The 17,859-nt window shown below is 48.7% G+C and carries 21 protein-coding genes; 17 read left to right on the forward strand and 4 right to left on the reverse strand.

Annotated features, from left to right (window positions below):
* Window positions 1-19: 19 nt before the first annotated feature.
* From BLU57_RS01950 to BLU57_RS01985, 8 genes are all read left to right on the forward strand, one after another.
* Window positions 20-787 carry an FkbM family methyltransferase gene (locus BLU57_RS01950; RefSeq protein ID WP_256206086.1) on the forward strand — a complete coding sequence of 256 codons (768 nt, stop codon included), beginning with the start codon at window positions 20-22 and terminating at the stop codon, window positions 785-787.
* Between the two features lie 28 nt (window positions 788-815).
* Window positions 816-1,838 (forward strand): glycosyltransferase family 2 protein, encoded by a 1,023-nt coding sequence (locus BLU57_RS01955; protein WP_090315487.1) that lies wholly within the window; start codon window positions 816-818, stop codon window positions 1,836-1,838.
* 158 nt (window positions 1,839-1,996) lie between these two features.
* Entirely contained in the window at window positions 1,997-3,190 is a 1,194-nt protein-coding gene (locus BLU57_RS01960) for an O-antigen ligase family protein (RefSeq protein ID WP_090315489.1), read from the forward strand.
* Window positions 3,191-4,177, forward strand: a complete 987-nt coding sequence (locus tag BLU57_RS01965) for a class I SAM-dependent methyltransferase (RefSeq protein WP_256206087.1) — start codon at window positions 3,191-3,193, stop codon at window positions 4,175-4,177. It abuts the gene before it with no gap.
* Window positions 4,178-4,201: 24 nt separating this feature from the next.
* Window positions 4,202-4,885 (forward strand): O-methyltransferase, encoded by a 684-nt coding sequence (locus BLU57_RS01970; protein WP_090315491.1) that lies wholly within the window; start codon window positions 4,202-4,204, stop codon window positions 4,883-4,885.
* A gap of 182 nt (window positions 4,886-5,067) precedes the next feature.
* Window positions 5,068-5,322, forward strand: a complete 255-nt coding sequence (locus BLU57_RS01975; RefSeq protein WP_090315493.1) for a DUF2024 family protein — start codon at window positions 5,068-5,070, stop codon at window positions 5,320-5,322.
* Between the two features lie 103 nt (window positions 5,323-5,425).
* On the forward strand, window positions 5,426-5,941 hold the full coding sequence (locus BLU57_RS01980; RefSeq protein ID WP_090315494.1) for an invasion associated locus B family protein: 516 nt from the start codon (window positions 5,426-5,428) through the stop codon (window positions 5,939-5,941).
* 53 nt (window positions 5,942-5,994) lie between these two features.
* The gene (locus tag BLU57_RS01985; protein WP_090315496.1) at window positions 5,995-6,339 is read left to right on the forward strand and encodes an arsenate reductase family protein; all 345 of its coding nucleotides are present in this window, start codon (window positions 5,995-5,997) and stop codon (window positions 6,337-6,339) included.
* A gap of 121 nt (window positions 6,340-6,460) precedes the next feature.
* Here the strand turns inward: BLU57_RS01985 and rplS are convergent, their stop codons facing one another.
* Genes rplS through rpsP form a run of 4 tightly spaced genes read right to left on the reverse strand, consistent with a single transcriptional unit; the run spans window position 6,461 to window position 8,471 of the window.
* Window positions 6,461-6,868 carry a 50S ribosomal protein L19 gene (gene rplS / locus BLU57_RS01990; RefSeq protein ID WP_090315498.1) on the reverse strand — a complete coding sequence of 136 codons (408 nt, stop codon included), beginning with the start codon at window positions 6,866-6,868 and terminating at the stop codon, window positions 6,461-6,463.
* A gap of 16 nt (window positions 6,869-6,884) precedes the next feature.
* Window positions 6,885-7,655, reverse strand: coding sequence for a tRNA (guanosine(37)-N1)-methyltransferase TrmD (gene trmD, locus BLU57_RS01995; protein WP_090315500.1), 771 nt, complete (start codon window positions 7,653-7,655; stop codon window positions 6,885-6,887).
* A 14-nt stretch (window positions 7,656-7,669) separates the two neighbouring features.
* A complete protein-coding gene (gene rimM / locus BLU57_RS02000) occupies window positions 7,670-8,173 on the reverse strand; it encodes a ribosome maturation factor RimM (RefSeq protein WP_090315704.1) in 504 nt (167 codons plus the stop codon).
* Window positions 8,174-8,204: 31 nt separating this feature from the next.
* Window positions 8,205-8,471, reverse strand: a complete 267-nt coding sequence (rpsP, locus tag BLU57_RS02005; RefSeq protein ID WP_090315502.1) for a 30S ribosomal protein S16 — start codon at window positions 8,469-8,471, stop codon at window positions 8,205-8,207.
* 130 nt (window positions 8,472-8,601) lie between these two features.
* On the opposite strand from rpsP, the gene BLU57_RS02010 reads away from it, so the two are divergent.
* The 9 genes from BLU57_RS02010 (at window position 8,602) to BLU57_RS02050 (ending at window position 17,699) form a co-directional block, all read left to right on the forward strand.
* A complete protein-coding gene (locus BLU57_RS02010; RefSeq protein WP_256206089.1) occupies window positions 8,602-9,936 on the forward strand; it encodes a (Fe-S)-binding protein in 1,335 nt (444 codons plus the stop codon).
* 85 nt (window positions 9,937-10,021) lie between these two features.
* A complete protein-coding gene (gene coq7, locus BLU57_RS02015) occupies window positions 10,022-10,648 on the forward strand; it encodes a 2-polyprenyl-3-methyl-6-methoxy-1,4-benzoquinone monooxygenase (RefSeq protein ID WP_090315506.1) in 627 nt (208 codons plus the stop codon).
* Window positions 10,649-10,725: 77 nt separating this feature from the next.
* Window positions 10,726-11,286 carry a YqgE/AlgH family protein gene (locus BLU57_RS02020; RefSeq protein WP_090315508.1) on the forward strand — a complete coding sequence of 187 codons (561 nt, stop codon included), beginning with the start codon at window positions 10,726-10,728 and terminating at the stop codon, window positions 11,284-11,286.
* Between the two features lie 12 nt (window positions 11,287-11,298).
* The gene (gene ruvX, locus BLU57_RS02025) at window positions 11,299-11,784 is read left to right on the forward strand and encodes a Holliday junction resolvase RuvX (protein ID WP_090315510.1); all 486 of its coding nucleotides are present in this window, start codon (window positions 11,299-11,301) and stop codon (window positions 11,782-11,784) included.
* Window positions 11,765-12,271 (forward strand): bifunctional pyr operon transcriptional regulator/uracil phosphoribosyltransferase PyrR, encoded by a 507-nt coding sequence (gene pyrR, locus BLU57_RS02030; protein ID WP_090315513.1) that lies wholly within the window; start codon window positions 11,765-11,767, stop codon window positions 12,269-12,271. Before ruvX ends, pyrR begins: the two co-directional genes overlap by 20 nt.
* Window positions 12,268-13,227, forward strand: coding sequence for an aspartate carbamoyltransferase catalytic subunit (locus tag BLU57_RS02035; protein WP_090315515.1), 960 nt, complete (start codon window positions 12,268-12,270; stop codon window positions 13,225-13,227). Before pyrR ends, BLU57_RS02035 begins: the two co-directional genes overlap by 4 nt.
* Window positions 13,228-13,237: 10 nt before the next feature.
* Window positions 13,238-14,512, forward strand: a complete 1,275-nt coding sequence (locus BLU57_RS02040; protein WP_090315517.1) for a dihydroorotase — start codon at window positions 13,238-13,240, stop codon at window positions 14,510-14,512.
* A 73-nt stretch (window positions 14,513-14,585) separates the two neighbouring features.
* Window positions 14,586-16,679, forward strand: a complete 2,094-nt coding sequence (locus BLU57_RS02045) for a M3 family metallopeptidase (RefSeq protein WP_090315520.1) — start codon at window positions 14,586-14,588, stop codon at window positions 16,677-16,679.
* Between the two features lie 237 nt (window positions 16,680-16,916).
* Window positions 16,917-17,699, forward strand: a complete 783-nt coding sequence (locus tag BLU57_RS02050) for an MlaA family lipoprotein (protein WP_090315524.1) — start codon at window positions 16,917-16,919, stop codon at window positions 17,697-17,699.
* The last annotated feature ends 160 nt before the right edge of the window (window positions 17,700-17,859 follow it).

Here is a 17,859-nt window from a genome sequence, read left to right on the forward strand (position 1 = left end):
CCTAGCCTAGAGTGTGATCATGATGCTGGCAAAAGACATATTGAATGAGTTAGTTGTGGCAGCCTATAAATTGAAGGGCGGTTATACCGATGTGCTGGTCAGGGATCAGCATATTTTAATTTCGGTCGATCACTTGCGAACACTCAATCGCGCTAAAACCTATTCAAAAAAAGAACCGGATACCTTGGATTGGCTGGATAGCTTTGAACCGGGCTCGTGTTATTTCGATATCGGCGCCAATATCGGGCAATATTCGTTATATCCGGCCAAGAAATACGGTGATAAGGTACAAGTGTTTGCTTTTGAACCGCAGAGCAACAATTACTATGCGCTCAACAAAAATATCTATCTGAACAATCTGGGGAAAAATATTTTATCTTACTGCGTGGCGGTGTCGGGGCGTAGTGAGTTTTCCAAGCTGTATATTCCCAAGTTCATTCCCGGCGGAAACCGTTCGCAGTTCGGGCAAGAAGATCTGGAAAACATGAAAATGCCGGCAACGCATATCCAAGGGATGTTTGGTGTGACGTTGGACGATCTGTGCAGCCAATGGGGGTTTCCGGTGCCGAATTACATAAAAATCGATGTCGATGGCATTGAAATACCCATTTTGCAGGGCGCATTGGCGGTTTTGGCAAATCCGGCGCTGAAATCCGTGATCATAGAACTGGGTACGGATACCGAGCAGGAAAAAGCCATTGCTATCATGAAACAGGCTGGTCTCGAAGTGAAACAAAGACCGTCCAAAAATTGGGGCGAAAGCTATTTGATTTTTGGCCGGATTTGATGCGTTAGGATCTTTTGGGCAGAACACGATGAATGAAACTGCCGCACCGATTATTGATGTCGTAATCCCTGTTTATAATGCTGCGGAATTAACCAAGCGGTGCATTGATTCCGTCATCGCCTATTTAGGTTCATCAATCAGAACGGTCCATATCCAGGACGATGCATCGGATGTTGAAACCCATGCCATGCTCGACAATCTATCTTATCCGCAGCTTCATATTTACCATGCCCCTGAGAACCAGGGATACGGAAAATCCGTCAACGAAGCGGTTGCGCGTTCGAATGCCGATTGGGTGCTGGTGCTTAATTCCGATATCGAAGTATTGGACAATTTCTTGCCGCTGCTGTGCGGCGTTTTGGCCGCTGATTCAAAATTGGCAGTCATCAGCCCCATGGAGGGCGATAGTCAGGAAACGCAAACTGGCCGCTACGTGCGGCAGCCGGGCGGGTATATTTCGACCTATCGCTTCAGAGGTTATGCTTTCTTGATCCGCCGTGCTGTTTTTCAGACGATGGGCGGCTTTGATGCGCAATTTGGCCGGGGGTATTATGAAGATACCGATCTGGGGCGGCGATTGGATCAACAAGGCTGGCGCATGGGTGTGCATCCGGATGCGGCGATTCGTCACGAAACCGGCGCGTCGTTCGGGCGCGGGAAAGCTTACCGGGAATTGGTGCAGCGCAATCGTGCACGGTATCTTTCGCGTTATCCGCTGGCGCGGCAGAATGTGCTGGCCGTTTCCGGCAATGCTATTTTGGCTGACTTGCCATCCCGGATCGCGGATTCGATGGAACAAGTGATGCGGCAAGGCGGGCGGTTGCATTGGTTGACGCCGGTGCCATTACCGCAGTTGTCGTGCTTGCAAATGCGTAACGGTAAGGCGAGCTTTAAAACCATCGTGAAACTGATGCTGCGTGGCTGGTCACGCGAAGATAAGAGCATCACCGTCGTGTGGATTTTGCCGGGGGTGCCAGCAGGACTGCGCATTGTATTAGCCCTGTTCGTTCAGGTGTATCGGCTGGAAATGCGCGAGTGGCAAGCGGATTAGCTTGAATCGGAATCACCGTGGCGCTTGCGGATTTGCAACCGGATTTACCTCCACAGCGGCGCGCAAACACGATAGGGCCAAACAGAATCCGGAGTAATCGCACTTTTACGTTATCGGGAATTTCATCAAGGCTTATAAAACATCACTTGATTGGCTTTATGCACACATCCATCACGCGGCAGGAAATATTCATCCGGTTTGCACTAGTTCTCGTCTGCGCGGGATTCTGGCGCGGCGAGTTGAATTATTTTTCTTTTCCCATGCTCATTATTGCTTGCCTGATGGATGGCGGTTTGTACCGGTTGCATCAGGCCCTCAAGCTACCTCTGGTACAAGCGATTGTGCTGCTGTGCACGCTGTTGCTGGTTGGGTTGTTGTGGAGCGAGCTGCCCGATCATGGCAAGATGAAATGGGTGAAGTACTTTATTTTGCTGATGCTGATCCCGTTCTATTTATTGCTGAATAAGGAGCGCATGCCCTGGGCAATCGGTGGATTGATCACGGGTTATCTGCTGGTTTTGGGTCTGGGTGTGTACCAATGGCAGGTAACAGGCGAGCAGGGAATTGCGCTGTTGAACATGTCCTACCTGAGTTTTTCGGCGATGCTTGGAGCGGGCGCAATCGTGTCCGTCGGATTGGCTTGCATGAGCCGCTCGGTACCACTGGCAATCGTCTTGTGGATTGTCGCAATCGCATTAATTTATGTGCAATTTCATCAATATGGCCGGGTGCTTCTGCTGGCGACGCTGATGGCCATCGTGTTGCAAACTTACCTACGCTATAAACTGGATATCCGGAAATTCTTCGGCATTTTTGCCGCTGTGTCGATAGCCGCAGGGATTTTTGCTTATAGTAGCCCAGCCTTTCAAGAAAGATTGCTGCTGGTTAAGAACGATATCGAATTGTTGCAGGGGGGCAATTACAGTTCCAGTTTGGGCTATCGCCTAGCCATGTGGGATGTCGGCTTGCATAGTATCGCCGAGCGTCCGTGGACAGGGTATGGCACGGGTGCGCCGGAGCGTTATTTCGATACCACGATTCAAACGTACAAAAACGGGCTTTATAAGGATTTGCCGGCATTCCAGAAAACATCGCATTACCATAACGACTGGATTGAGATCGGTATGCATATCGGTATCGGGGGCCTGCTGGCGTTGCTTTTTCTTTATTGGGCCTGGTATCAGACATTCCGGAGAATCGGCTTGGGGCTGCTGGGGGCCGGTTTGGTAAGTTATGTTTTTCTCGCAGGGCTGACGGACGCCTTTCTTATTTTCAGCAGGATGCCGGTATTATTGCTGGTGATCACTGCGATCGCCATGCGCTGGCAACAACAAAAACCGGAAAGGATTTAAGTGACGATACCAGCAGAGCGGATTGGCACCGAAGCAAATTCAACTTGCTATGCGTGCGGAAAACAAGGTGAAGTTCTGTATCGTGGTCTGACCGACCGGCTGTTTGGCGCGCCAGGCGGATGGACACTAAGAAAATGCACGGATGCGGAGTGCGGTCTGATCTGGCTTGATCCCAGACCGGCGGTGGATGAGATTGGCAAGGCTTACCGGAATTATTATACGCACGGCCATACGAATCATGCGCGGCAATCACGCTGGGCGCGCATCGTTCGCGCCATTTTGCATACCACGAGTATTTATTTGCTGGGATTGCGGCGTGAACGGCGGCGTTATAAGCGTGTTTATCTGGACAAAACATCGCCGGGACGATTGCTGGAAGTGGGTTGCGGTAATGGAAAACGGCTGGCGCGCATGCGCGCGCTGGGCTGGGATGTGATGGGGCAGGAAATTGACCCGGTGGCTGCGGAACATGTGCGTAACGTGAAAGGAATTCCGTTGCATTTAGGACCGCTTGAAACTATCCAATCCGGTGAATATGATGTGGTGCTATTGAGTCACGTCATTGAGCATGTGCACGATCCCGTGGCGATGCTGATGACTTGCCGCCGTTTGCTGAAGCACAATGGTTTGCTGGTGGTGCTGACGCCGAACGCCGCGAGTTATGGACACAGTAAGTTCGGCGCCGCGTGGCGTGGTCTTGAGCCGCCCAGGCATTTGCATTTATTTACTAGCCAAACGTTGAACCAGCTGGCGCTGAAAGCTGGTTTCAGCGATCCGCGTTGCTGGACAACGCCAATCGGCGCATATGGCATTGGTCAGAGCAGTCCGCCATTGGCTGAAGCAGCAATCGGACAACAGTCCATTACGATCCGCGATGTCATACGGGGATTCAGGTTTCAGGTGGCTGCCAGCCTAGTTTTCTTGTTTAATAAAAATTCCGGTGAAGAGTGTGTATTAATGGCATCAAAGAAAACAACTCCGCCCTGATTCACGCTCATAAAGGAGAAATCAATGAACGATATTCAATCAGCGGTTATTCCTGAGTCAGACGGATTCATTCCGGTTAATCCGGTGGTTGAAGCGTATATGCGCACCTTGGTTACGCACAGCGATCACCCGGTGCTTGCTGAAATGGAAGAATTTGCGCGACTGCGAAATTTTCCGATTGTTAACCGCTTGGCCGGTATTTTTCTTGAAACCCAGACGAAAATGATTAACGCCAAGCGGGTATTTGAATTTGGCAGCGGGTATGGGTATTCGGCGTATTGGTTCGCCAGAGCGGTAGGCGCCGGTGGACGTGTGATATGCAGTGACGCGGATGCCAACAATCGCATGCGTGCGGAGAAATATCTCTCTGCAGCTGATGTATGGCAACGAATAGAATTTTGCGTGGGGTTGGCGCAGGATGTTTTTGCCCAAACGGATGGGATATTCGATATTTGTTATAACGATGTAGACAAGGGTTATTATCCGGAAATCTGGCGGATGGCGAAGCAACGCATCCGTTCCGGAGGGTTATATATTGCCGATAATGTGCTATGGCATGGCCGTGTTGCGTTGCAAGGCTCGCATGAGACGGTACGTGGTTCGACAGAAGCGATTATGGAGCATAACCGACTGATTTTTAATGATCAGGATTTTGATGCATTTATCAATCCAATCCGTGATGGTGTGATTGTTGCCCGGAAGAAATAATAGCCGCGCGCGCCTCTGAACGATGCGAATTCTTGTGCGAAGCGGATTTCTTGATTATGCAATTGGCATGGCGGTTTAATCGATAAATTGGTATAGTTAATATACTTTTCGTTTGCAATGCGGCATGTTTTTTATGATGTGCACAGTGCTATAAATTATCTTTTTCAAGGAAATAAATTTTTATGCAAATTCATGTTTACGATACGTATGTTAAGGCACAAGATGGACATACCATGCACTTTGATGTATTCACAGCGGTGAAAGATGATCAGAAAGCGGTTGAATATGCCAAACAGTGGTTGACATCAATCGGCGAAAACAATGCGGTTGTGACCAGCCGGGAATGTAGTTTTTGCCATAGCCAGAGCGCTCCTGCAAATGTGATTGATGAAATCACAAAAAACGGTTTTTATATATACAAGATGGAAGGCTGTTAATAATCTTGGCGAATGGTGGGTCATTGGAATTGAAGATGCTTCACCCATGATACTGATCAATCGCTGAAAAATCGTATCGACAATACTTCTCAAGGTTTTCAAAATGAAGCGGAAATGTAGAAAATTGATATTGGCTGGTGTTATTTTTTCACTCTGTAATTCAGTGCAAGCCACAGAGCCGAAATTGCTCGGACAGCATGGTGACTGGACCGCCTATATGTTCATGGAGAACAATAGCAAAGTGTGTTACATGGTGAGCCAGCCGAAAAAATCGGAAGGGAATTACTCAAAGCGTGGCGATGTATTTGCGTTGATTACGCATCGCCCAGCAGAGAAGAGTAAAAATGTTTTCAGCTATATCGCCGGTTATCCCTATAAGCCAGGAAGTGATGCGACGGTTACTGTTAACAATCAGAATTTCAAGCTGTTTACTCAGGATGATTCAGCGTGGGCTCCCGATCAAGCAACCGATAATAAAATAACGGATGCGATCAAACGTGGAAGCTCCCTGGTGGTTAAAGGTGCATCGGCTCGTGGAACAGAAACCGTGGATACATTCGGACTGGGCGGTTCGACGTCCGCCCATAAGGCAATCTCGGCTGAATGTGGTGTGAAATAACTGGTTTCTTATCGCGTAGTTAGAAAATCTCGATCCAGCAGGCGGGGAAAAGTATGAGTGACAAGATCGTTATTTATCAAAAACCAACTTGCAGTAAATGCAGGGAGACTCTATCTTTACTCAAAGAAAGTGGTGAAGAGTTCGAGTCAATCAATTATTACGAGGTGCCTTTAACAGCAGATAAGCTGCGCGAGTTAATCCAAAAACTTAACCTGCCGGTGCGTGATATTTTACGTAAAGATGAATCCGCGGCGCGTGATTTAAGTGCAGCATCGGATGATGAAATTCTAGCAGCAATGGTTAGAAATCCGGATCTGATTCAGCGGCCCATCGTGGTGAGGGGTAACCAAGCCAAACTATGCCGCCCGCCAGAGAATGTATTGGAATTGCTTAAATAAGATCAACAGTAGTGCTCTGTCGTTGCGCGTGTCAATCTGCGGTACTTCTGATAGGTATAAAAAATAAGGATCAGTGCTGGCATCGCACTGATCCTTATTGTGATTTTGTTGTGCTGCTTGTCTACTCTGCGGTTGTTGCGGCTGCTGCGTTTTTGTTATCACCAGAAGACGCACGAGCGGGCAGTTTCTCGCGAATCCGGGCCGACTTGCCTGCGCGGTCTCTGAGGTAATAGAGTTTTGCACGGCAAACGTCACCGCGGCGCTTAATTTCTATGCTCGCTATCAATGGCGAATAGGTCTGGAAAGTACGTTCCACACCTTCTCCGCTTGAAATCTTCCGCACTGTGAACGCTGAATTCAAACCACGATTACGTTTGGCTATTACGACGCCTTCGTAAGCCTGTACGCGTTTACGATCACCTTCAACCACATTAACGCTGACAATGACGGTATCTCCCGGAGAGAAATCAGGTATTTCTTTATTCAGGCGTTTAATTTCTTCTGCTTCTAATTGTTCGATGATGTTCATGATATTTCCCCTCTTTCTACCTGGATTTACAGGATTGTTTAAATTCTTCCAACAGTTTTTCTTCTTCTCGCGTCAAGCCATGCGAAAATTTTAACGCGAATAAATCAGGCCGCTTCAACCATGTTCTGCCGAGTGCTTGCTGCAAGCGCCAACGGCGGATATAGGCATGATTGCCTGACATCAATATTTCCGGTACACGATTTCCCTGATACACCTCAGGGCGAGTGTAATGCGGATAATCCAATAATCCTTCCACAAATGAATCTTGATTTGCAGATTCGGGATCTCCTAGAGCGCCCGGGATTTGCCGCACTATACAGTCAATTAACACCATTGCAGCCAGCTCGCCGCCGGAAACTACATAATCGCCAATTGAAATCTCAATTTCTACTTGACGATTGATTAAGCGCTCATCCACGCCTTCATATCGCCCGCACAGCATAATCAGTCCTGGCATTTTGCTCAGCTGCGTCACCATTTGGTGGTCAAGCCGTTTTCCCTGGGGTGTGAGATAAGCAACCGTGGGTTTTTCAATCCCAGCAGCATGCTGTCTCGCTTTGGCTTGTATGATGGCATCTTCCAACGGTTGAGCCATCATGACCATTCCGGGGCCACCCCCGTACGGACTATCATCGACAGTACGATAATTATTGCTGGTAAAGTCGCGCGGATTCCATGTGTTGAGTCGAAAGATATTATTCTTGTTTGCTTTTCCTGTTATGCCATAGTGCGTGATGGCATTAAACATTTCCGGAAATAGCGTAATAACATCGCATTCAAAAGGCATCGCTCATTATTACCTTAATCGTCTTTGCCCCAATCCACTATAACTCGAGAAAGCTTCAAATCAACTTTGATGATGAACTGATCAACAAAGGGAATAAGGATTTCTTTTTTATCCTCGCTCCCACTTTGTATGCACAAAACATCATTTGCGCCCGTCTCAAGTAAGCCAACAATCTTACCTAATTCTTCACCCGCTAGATTTTGCACCGTAGTACCAATCAAATCCGACCAATAATAACCATCCATTCCATTTTCTGATAAATCAGGAAGCTGGTCGCGCGGGATTGCTATTTGCATTCCGTTTAATGCGAAGGCTTGTGTGCGATCGGTATATTCGGCGAATTTTGCATTCAGGATGCTGCCATTCATACGGCCGGAAACAACATTCACTTTCTGCCAGTCTTTGTTATCTTTACTTAACCACCATACTGGATATTGCATTAATCCATCGATGTGTTCTGTATACGGATTAACTTTTACCCAGCCATAAACGCCAAATGGGCCGATAATATGGCCCATTATCACCATCGGTGTATTTTGTTCGCTTATTTTAGCTATTTGCTGATGCGACTTTGCTGGTGGAAAACTGCTTGATTAACCGGGTTGCCGTTGACGATAACTGGGCACCTTGAGATTGCCAGTAAGCAACGCGATCTAATTGAACGCGCAATGCTTCTTCTTTCCCGGTGGCTCGTGGATTATAAAAGCCTACACGTTCGATAAACCGGCCGTCACGTGCGTAGCGTGAATTAGCTACTACCATATTAAAAAACGGACGTTTTTTTGCGCCACCCCTTGCCAATCTAATTATAACCATGTTTTTCCTATAAACCTGTCAGTCTAAAAGTATGAAGCTTGAATTTAATTAACGTTTAATTTTACAGTAATTCTTGCGATTCTGACAAGTGCTAAAATAGCCATGAATTACCATGATGCTATTAAAGTAAGTGCGGATACTATGTCCAATTACAGTATTTCTGAAGCGAGATTATAAATTGCTCTCAAAGTTTTCCAAGAACTTGATTATCGATGAATCAAACCAGTGCGTTTCATGTGGTTTATGTTTGCCGCATTGCCCAACTTATCGTGTGTTGAAATCGGAAGCGGATTCTCCGCGTGGGCGTATCGCTTTAATGAATGGTGTTGCGAATGGGCGGATTGCTTTGAATGCGCGATTTATTCAGCATATGGATCGTTGTTTGACGTGCCGGGCTTGCGAAGCGGTTTGTCCGAATAGTGTTTCTTATGGACGTTTAATCGATGAAACGCGCGCCCTGATTGCGGATCAATCAAAATCTGCGGCAGCCGCCCGGAAATCAAACTGGCGCATTGCGCTGGAACGGCTATTGCTAACCCAACCCATGCGTTTGGACCGGTTGCGCCGATTGCTGCATTTCCTGCAGAAGAGAGAATGGCTGCGCGGGTTGCGGAAATTAGGTTTGATCGAAAAAAATCGAATATTTAAATTCATCGCTCAACTTCCTGTAGTTAAGTTCCCCTATGCAGCGGCTGCGGATGGGGAAAATACTGCGAGCAATAACGGCACTTGGCGGCCGGTTTATCCCGCGCAGGGTGAGAAGCGTGGTGAAGTCGCATTATTTTTGGGATGTGTGGCGCGTGTGACCGATGTAGCCACCTTAAATTCGAGTATTTATGTATTGAATCGCTTGGGCTACACAGTCCATATTCCGCGCGATCAAACGTGCTGCGGCGCTATTTATCAGCATAGCGGCGCGCTGGAGCAAGCCGGTGCGCTGGTGCAACGGAATAAAAAGGCTTTTGCTGAATTTGATGCGGTGATCAGTACCGCATCGGGTTGTGGTGTGCAATTGTTGGAGTCCGGCGTCGCCGGTGAGCAGGGCAAAGTTATGGATATCAGCCAATTCCTGATGGCGGCAAAGGGGTGGGAGAGTATTGACATTGCGTCATTGGCGCAAAAAATTCTAGTGCACGAGCCGTGCAGTTTGCGGCATGTATTGCGTGAGCAGGCATATCCTTATCAATTGATTGCCCGAATACCCGGCGCGGAAGCGGTGCCTTTGGCTGGCAATGACCAATGCTGCGGTGCTGCGGGTACTTATTTCATCGATCAGCCCGAAATTGCGGATATGTTGCTGCAAAACAAGATAACTACGGTGAAGGAAAGCAAGGCCCAGTACTTGGTGACTTCGAATATCGGTTGCGCGATGCATATAGCCAATGGATTGTATGAAAACGGAATTCATGTCGAAGTGTTGCATCCGGTTACGTTGCTGGCTAGACAAATGGGGTTGGAATTATAACTGGGTAAATTTTAGTGTACCTAAATGCGGGCATATCGGCCTATAATGACGCGTCAATTCTTATTCAAGGATGAGGTAGAAGACGATGATTACTATCGATAAGCTTATCATTGGTTTTGACAGCGCCCTGCGGACACTCTCGACGCCGGCCCAGACTTTGCGGCCTGTGCCTGGCAATGAGCTGCCGGAAGCTGAGATGACGGATGCGGAAAAACGATTGTCGTGTGCATTGATGCGGGTGAACCATGTCGGTGAAGTGTGCGCGCAAGCGTTGTATCAGGGGCAGGGGCTGACAGCACGCAATGAGACGGTACAGCAAACGCTGATGCAGGCCGCGCGTGAAGAAACCGAGCATCTGGCCTGGACAGAGCGCCGTATCGCTGAACTGGGCGGGCATAAAAGTTTCCTGAACCCGCTCTGGTACGGCGGATCTTTTGCCATCGGTGTTGTGGCAGGCATGCTGGGGGATAAATGGAATCTGGGTTTTCTTGCCGAAACGGAACACCAAGTCGGCGCCCATCTGGCCGGTCATTTAGAGCAGTTGCCCAATCATGACGAGAAAAGCCGTGCCATCGTGTCGCAAATGAAAATTGATGAAGCCAGTCATGCGACCATGGCATTGTCATACGGTGGCGCAGAATTGCCGCTGCCGGTGAAATTAACCATGAAACTTGGATCGAAATTAATGACTCATACCGCATACTGGGTTTGAGAGCGGCATTACATTGGAAAGATATCGGATAAGAGAGAAATCAGAATAGTCAGGTCATCGGTCAAAAAACATTCGCAATGAAAAGTATTAATTTGACACATCATTTTCTAATTGCAATGCCGGCAATGGCAGATTCTGTTTTTTCCAAAACACTGACGTATGTTTGTGAACATAACGAGCAAGGCGCGCTTGGTATCGTCATCAACCGTCCCACCGATCTGACACTGATCAACCTTTTTAAACAATTGGGTATTCCACCGGCAGATTCTCTGGCGGACGCGGCGCCTGTGTTATTTGGCGGGCCGGTCCAACTCGATTGCGGATTCGTATTGCATCAACCGGTCGGTAAGTGGCAATCCACGCTGGCCGTGAATGGAGAGGTGGGATTGACTACCTCATTGGATATTTTAAAAGCGATCGCCAATGCCGAGGGGCCGGATCAAGTCTTGATCGCGATGGGTTATGCAGGCTGGGCTGCGGGGCAAATCGAGCATGAGTTGGCGCAGAATGCCTGGTTGACCGTGCCTGCATCAACGAACGTGATATTCGATATGCCAACAGAAGAAAGGCTACCGGCTGCGATGCAGCTGCTGGGGATTCAGGATGCCAATCTCTCCAATGAAGTCGGGCATGCCTGAATTTTAGTTCGTATGACGGAAAGTCTTCTCGATGAATCACCGGAAAATCATGTACCAGACCAGCTTCCAGCCGGAGCTGTGCTGGCCTTTGATTTCGGAAAAAAACGCATTGGTGTGGCGATTGGTAATGCAGCCGTGGGGGTGGCGCACCCGCTGGCAACGGTGGACAGTGAAGTGACAGAACGGCGTTTCGCGCTGATCGGGCAACTGATCCAAACCTGGCAACCGGTTTTGCTGGTTGTGGGTTTGCCACTGCATAGCGACGGCACGGTGCATGAATTGACGCAATTAAGCCAGCGTTTCGCGCGACGGCTGTCAGGCCGTTTTAATATCCAAGTGATCATGAAAGACGAGCGTTATACCAGCGAAACAGCCAGTGCAACGTTACGCGAAGCCGGTATCACGGGAAGAAAACAAAAAGCGGTATTGGATCAGGTCGCGGCACAACAAATCCTTCAATCATTCTTTGACGAGCAGTATGCAATTACCAGACGCTGAGAAAGCATTCGACAATCTTGCTAAAAAAATCCAAGCCGATGCGGGCAGGGATTTTGCGCTGGTTGGTATTCACACCGGCGGAGTGTGGCTGGCCGAGCGCCTGCATCAAGCACTGGGGACCAAGCAACCGCTGGGAACGCTGGACGTTGCTTTTTATCGCGACGATTTCGATAAGATAGGCTTGCATTCACAGGTTAAACCATCGGAAATACCGTTCGCAGTGGAAGGCGCGCATATTCTGCTGGTAGACGATGTGTTGCAAACGGGACGGACCATTCGTGCCGCAATCAATGAATTGTTCGATTACGGTCGTCCCGCTTCGATTAGTTTTGCTGCTTTGGTTGACCGGGGCGGCAGGGAATTGCCGATAACCCCGCAATATACCGGCATTACGCTGGAGTTACCGGCGGATAAAATGCTTGAGTTAAAGTGTGGAAAGAACGGAAAGTTAAGCTTTCATTTGTACGATAAGAGCATGCCCGAATGATCAATAGGAACCCGCAGCTGGATGAAAATGGCGTGTTGCAGCATTTGCTGACAACCGAGGGATTACCCGCTTCTGTTTTATTGCATATCCTCGATACCGCCGAGTCATTTGTCGGTGTCACGGAACGTGATGTCAAGAAAATCCCTTTGTTGCGCGGGAAGTCGATATTCAATCTTTTTTTTGAGCCCAGCACGCGCACGCGCACAACCTTTGAAATTGCCGCCAAACGCTTATCGGCGGATGTGTTCAATCTGAATATTGCCGTTTCCGCGCAATCCAAAGGCGAAACACTACTGGATACGGTCAATAATCTTTCCGCGATGAACGCGGATATGTTTGTCGTGCGGCATGCGCAGAGCGGCGCGGCACACTTGATTGCAAAACATGTGCAACCGGATATTCATGTGATCAATGCCGGCGATGGCAGTCACGCGCATCCGACTCAGGCTTTATTGGATATGTTCACGATCCGGCGCTACAAAAGCGATTTTCGTAATTTGCGCGTGGCTATTATTGGCGACATTTTGCATTCACGGGTCGCGCGTTCCCAGATTCATGCATTGACCACGCTCGGTGTGCCGGAAGTCCGCGTGATCGCGCCTAAAACGCTGCTGCCCAAAATGGTGGAACGCCTGGGGGTGCATGTTTATCACGATATGGCCAAGGGACTCAAAGACATTGACGTGCTGATGATGTTGCGCTTGCAGAATGAGCGCATGAAAGGCGCGAATTTACCCAGTCCGGAGGAATATTTTAAATATTATGGGCTGACCCCGGAAAAACTGTCACTGGCCAGGCGCGATGCCATTGTGATGCATCCTGGGCCGATGAATCGCGGTGTCGAGATTGACTCGGAAGTCGCGGATGGCAAGCAGTCGGTAATTCTCCCGCAAGTGACATTCGGCATAGCGGTGCGCATGGCGGTAATGTCAATTCTGGCAGGCAATCAGGTTTAGAGGCGGTTGCATGAAAATTCATATTAAAAATGGGCGCTTGATCGATCCAAAAAACGGTATCGATGCCGTGCAGGATATTTTTATTGCCAAAGGTAAAATCGTTGCCATCGGCGCGGCACCGGATGAATTTCAGGCTAGCCGTGTGATTGATGCGCAATCGCTTGTCGTGTGTCCGGGACTGGTCGATTTGTCCGTGCGTCTGCGTGAACCGGGGCTGGAATATATGGCCACACTGGAATCCGAAATGGCTGCGGCGGTTGCCGGTGGCGTCACGAGCATTGCTTGTCCGCCGGACACCGATCCACCCTTGGATGAACCGGGATTGGTGGAAATGCTGAAACATCGCGCCAAAAGCCTCAATCAGGCGAACGTTTATCCGATTGGCGCATTGACGCAAGGGTTGAAGGGTGAGCGCTTAACCGAGATGGCCGAACTGAACGACGCCGGATGCGTGGTTTTTGGGCAACCGGACGGGTTATTGCCGAACTTGCGGGTGCTCATGCAGGCTATGTTGTACGCATCGACATTCGGTTTTAGCGTGTGGCTGCGTCCGCAGGAAATCACGCTGACCGGCGATGGGGTGGCGCATGATGGCGAAGTGGCGACCCGGCTGGGTTTGCTGACCGTTCCTGTATGCGCTGAAACGATCGCCATCGGCAATATTATTTTATTGACCAAGGAAACCGGCGTCAGAGTGCACTTGTGCCGGATTTCCAGCGCTGAGGGCCTGGCGATGATTCGTTCAGCCAGACAGCAAGGTTTGCCGATCACTTGCGATGTGTCGATTAATCATTTGCACCTGTCGGATATGGATATCGGATTTTTTGATTCCAATTGTCATCTGATGCCGCCATTGCGCAGCTCGAGTGATCGCGATGCGCTGCGTCATGGTTTACTGGATGGCACGATCGGTGCGATTTGTTCGGATCATGCACCGGTGGATGAAGACGCTAAATTATTGCCGTTCGGTCAATCCGAGGTGGGTGCGACGGGAGTGGAGTTGTTGCTGCCGCTCACTTTGAAATGGGGATCGGAAATGCGGCTGCCATTGCTCAACGTGTTGTCCAAGATTACCTCGGATCCGGCCCGGATACTGGGAATTGACGCAGGGCATTTATCGCTCGGCAGTGCTGCGGATATCTGTATTTTTGATCCTGACCATTACTGGAAAGTGACCTCGTCAGCCATTCTAAGCCAAGGAAAGAACACGCCCTTTATGGGGATGGAAATCCCGGGTGGCGTTAAATATACCCTGGTAAATGGTCATATTGTTTATGAGCACTGAACTGGACGGCATTTTGTTTATTCAGCAGCACGATTGTTACAGAATTTGTTTTTAACTGATCATTTGGAGCAACATGTCAAACCCATTACTTGATTTTTCCGGACTGCCGCGTTTTGCAGAAATCAACAACGAACATATCACACCGGCGATTGAAACCTTGTTAAAGGAAAATCGCGCGGTAATTGACAAGGTGCGGGCGGATGACAAAGCGCCTACCTGGAAGACTTTTGTGCAGCCGATGACGGATGCCAATGAACGGTTATCCCGTGCTTGGGGACAAGTGTCGCATCTAAACGCGGTGATGAATACGCCGGAGCTGCGTGAGACCTATAATGCCAATCTGCCTTTGATCACGCAGTTTTATGCCGAGTTATCGCAGGATGTGCGGTTATTTGAGAAATTTAAACAGTTACGTGCAAGTGCGGAATTCGACCAACTGACTCCGGCGCGGAAGCGAATCATCGACAATGAATTGCGCGATTTCCGTTTGGGTGGCGCCGAGTTGCCGGCTGAAAAGAAACAACGTTTCTTGCAAATCCAGGAAGAACTATCCAAGTTGACGTCCACGTTCAGCGATAATTTGCTGGATGCCACCAATGCTTATTCATTATTGATTGACGATGCGGAGAAGGTGGCGGGTATTCCGGATGATGTGCTGCAATCGGCGCAACAGTCAGCCGCAGCGGAGGGCAAAACAGGCTGGAAATTCACCCTGCATATGCCATCGTATCTTCCCGTGCTGCAATATGCCGATAACCGCGATTTGCGCGAACAAATGTACCGCGCCTATGCGACACGGGCCAGCGAGTTTGATAGCCAAGCGGATTCGAGCAAAGATAATATGCCGCTGATTAATAAAATATTGGAACTGCGCCGTGAAGCAGCGCACATGCTGGGCTATGATAATTATGCTGAAGTTTCGCTGGCCACAAAAATGGCAACCTCTCCGCAGCAAGTTTTGGATTTTCTGACGAAACTGGCTGTCAAGGCAAAACCGTATGCTGTGGCCGATCTACAAGCACTGCAACAGTTTGCCGCGGAGAAATTGAATCTGAAGAAACTTGAGGCGTGGGATTTGGCGTATGTCAGCGAGAAATTGCGGCAAGAGCGCTACGCTTTTTCGGATCAGGAGGTTAAGCAATACTTCCCTGAAGATAAAGTATTGACCGGTATGTTTAAAGTGGTGGAAAAACTGTACGGCATCCGCATCACGCTTGCGGCACCTGCACGCAATATTCAGTGCTGGCATCCCGATGTGAAGTTTTTTGATATTCATGACGCCAACGGTGAGTTGATCGGTCAATTTTATTTGGACCTCTACGCCCGGCCAACCAAACGTGGTGGCGCTTGGATGGATGACGCAGTTACGCGACGCCGGATCGATGATCAACACACGGCGAAGCACGCCATACAATTACCCGTTGCCTACCTTACGTGCAATTTCTCAGCGCCGGTTACTATGGATCATCAACCGCGCCCGGCTTTATTTACGCATAATGAAGTGATTGTGTTGTTTCATGAGTTTGGTCATGGTTTGCATCATTTGATGACCAAAGTGGAAGACTTGGGAGTGTCCGGAATTAATGGCGTTGAATGGGACGCGGTGGAGTTGCCGAGCCAGTTCATGGAAAATTTTTGCTGGGAATGGGATGTGTTGACCGGAATGACTCAGCACATTGAAACAGGAGAATCATTACCCAAAGCGCTGTTCGATAAGATGATAAAAGCCAAGAATTTCCAAAGTGGCTTGCAGATGTTGCGGCAGATTGAGTTTGCGTTGTTTGATATGCACGTGCACTTCGATTTTAAACCGGATGGCGATCGGACGGTGTTGCAGTTATTGGATAATATCCGCAATCAGGTCGCAGTAATTATTCCACCGGACTTTAACCGTTTCCCCAACAGTTTCGCGCATATTTTTGCCGGCGGCTATGCCGCGGGCTACTATAGTTATAAGTGGGCAGAAGTGCTTTCGGCCGATGCCTACAGCATGTTTGAAGAAACCGCTTCGGATGGCGTGGTGAATGCAGCTACGGGTTCGCATTTTCTGGAAGAAATTCTGGCTGTGGGAGGAAGCCGCTCCGCACTCGAGTCATTTATTGCGTTTCGAGGACGTGAGCCGGAATTGGATGCGTTATTGCGCCATAGCGGGATGGAAGCGGCTTAACCGGAGAATTGCATCGTTTTGTCCATTCTATTGTTGAGTGATAATTTATAAAGTGCAGGCATAATCTGTCGTATATTGACCGCCGGGCACCGAATGAACTGAAAACTTTCTAATGATTCCGCATAGTAACGATGGATGACCGCTTGAACAAAAATAGCACTTTGTGCGAGGTTGTATTGAACCTATCGTATAAATGTGGCAAGATCGACCAAAATTTTTATTAGAAGAAATAAGAACATGATTAATATTATCCGTACCGTAGCTATCGCTGTGCTGGTTTCTGGTTTTTTTTTAACGGGTTGTGCCTCAACGAAGACAACGGCGAGTGCGAATGTTAACAACCAAAATAGTGTGCATGATCCTCTGGAATCCATGAATCGCGCTGTTTTTAATTTCAATGAAATGGTGTACGACAAAGTTTTTGACCCTGTGGCCAGAGGCTATAAGCGGGTTACACCCGATCCGATTGAACTGGTTGTTGGAAACTTTTTCTCCAATTTGAACGAAGTGGTGGTAATCACTAACTCCGTGCTGCAATTAAATTATGAGAGCGCGCTTGCCAGTAGTGCCCGTTTATTGGTCAATACCACTTTTGGGATATTCGGCATGATCGATATCGCGAGTGATATCAGTGCTGTGAGCGATATTAATCTCAACAAGCGAAACGAAGATTTCGGTCAGACACTGGGACGTTATGGAGTCGGCAGCGGACCTTACATCGTATTGCCTTTGCTGGGACCAAGTTCTGTTCGTGATACGGTCGGTATCGCTGTCGACAGCTTCTTTATGGATCCTGTGACACAAGGGGTGACGGGTGTTTTCATGAACGGCGTTCCTTATCTTAATACGACAGCGCTACGTCTCCCTGTAGCTGCAGCGAGAACGGTTAATGCACGGGCACAATTCCTGGAACAAGATAAGACACTGGAAGAAGCTGCGTTGGATAAGTATGAATTCGTGCGCGATGCTTATTTGCAAAGACGTACAAGTTTGGTGAACAACAAGGCTGAAGAAAAATAAATAGCGCGGGAGTCGTTTTGATCTTCGGATGCAGCCGCATCCGTGCGCAGCAGACAATAAAGTAGATACAAACAAGGCACATTGATTAGGAAGCGTATTCCGCTAATCAGTGTGCTTTGTTTTTGTTAATCCAAAAAAGAAGCCGATTGCCGCTATGCCG

The organism is Nitrosomonas oligotropha (assembly GCF_900106555.1).
Lineage (GTDB): Bacteria > Pseudomonadota > Gammaproteobacteria > Burkholderiales > Nitrosomonadaceae > Nitrosomonas > Nitrosomonas oligotropha_A.

Excerpts from the sequence above, each read along its gene's own strand:
- BLU57_RS01970 (WP_090315491.1), top strand. The coding sequence starts at position 4,202 with ATGAACGATATTCAATCAGCGGTTATTCCTGAGTCAGACGGATTCATT.
- rpsP (WP_090315502.1), bottom strand. The coding sequence starts at position 8,471 with ATGGTTATAATTAGATTGGCAAGGGGTGGCGCAAAAAAACGTCCGTTT.
- BLU57_RS02045 (WP_090315520.1), top strand. The coding sequence starts at position 14,586 with ATGTCAAACCCATTACTTGATTTTTCCGGACTGCCGCGTTTTGCAGAA.
- trmD (WP_090315500.1), bottom strand. The coding sequence starts at position 7,655 with ATGCCTTTTGAATGCGATGTTATTACGCTATTTCCGGAAATGTTTAAT.
- BLU57_RS02020 (WP_090315508.1), top strand. The coding sequence starts at position 10,726 with ATGAAAAGTATTAATTTGACACATCATTTTCTAATTGCAATGCCGGCA.
- BLU57_RS01980 (WP_090315494.1), top strand. The coding sequence starts at position 5,426 with ATGAAGCGGAAATGTAGAAAATTGATATTGGCTGGTGTTATTTTTTCA.
- BLU57_RS02050 (WP_090315524.1), top strand. The coding sequence starts at position 16,917 with ATGATTAATATTATCCGTACCGTAGCTATCGCTGTGCTGGTTTCTGGT.
- BLU57_RS01960 (WP_090315489.1), top strand. The coding sequence starts at position 1,997 with ATGCACACATCCATCACGCGGCAGGAAATATTCATCCGGTTTGCACTA.
- BLU57_RS01955 (WP_090315487.1), top strand. The coding sequence starts at position 816 with ATGAATGAAACTGCCGCACCGATTATTGATGTCGTAATCCCTGTTTAT.
- pyrR (WP_090315513.1), top strand. The coding sequence starts at position 11,765 with ATGCAATTACCAGACGCTGAGAAAGCATTCGACAATCTTGCTAAAAAA.
- BLU57_RS02040 (WP_090315517.1), top strand. The coding sequence starts at position 13,238 with ATGAAAATTCATATTAAAAATGGGCGCTTGATCGATCCAAAAAACGGT.
- coq7 (WP_090315506.1), top strand. The coding sequence starts at position 10,022 with ATGATTACTATCGATAAGCTTATCATTGGTTTTGACAGCGCCCTGCGG.
- rplS (WP_090315498.1), bottom strand. The coding sequence starts at position 6,868 with ATGAACATCATCGAACAATTAGAAGCAGAAGAAATTAAACGCCTGAAT.
- rimM (WP_090315704.1), bottom strand. The coding sequence starts at position 8,173 with ATGGGCCATATTATCGGCCCATTTGGCGTTTATGGCTGGGTAAAAGTT.
- BLU57_RS02035 (WP_090315515.1), top strand. The coding sequence starts at position 12,268 with ATGATCAATAGGAACCCGCAGCTGGATGAAAATGGCGTGTTGCAGCAT.
- BLU57_RS01985 (WP_090315496.1), top strand. The coding sequence starts at position 5,995 with ATGAGTGACAAGATCGTTATTTATCAAAAACCAACTTGCAGTAAATGC.
- BLU57_RS01950 (WP_256206086.1), top strand. The coding sequence starts at position 20 with ATGATGCTGGCAAAAGACATATTGAATGAGTTAGTTGTGGCAGCCTAT.
- BLU57_RS01975 (WP_090315493.1), top strand. The coding sequence starts at position 5,068 with ATGCAAATTCATGTTTACGATACGTATGTTAAGGCACAAGATGGACAT.
- ruvX (WP_090315510.1), top strand. The coding sequence starts at position 11,299 with ATGACGGAAAGTCTTCTCGATGAATCACCGGAAAATCATGTACCAGAC.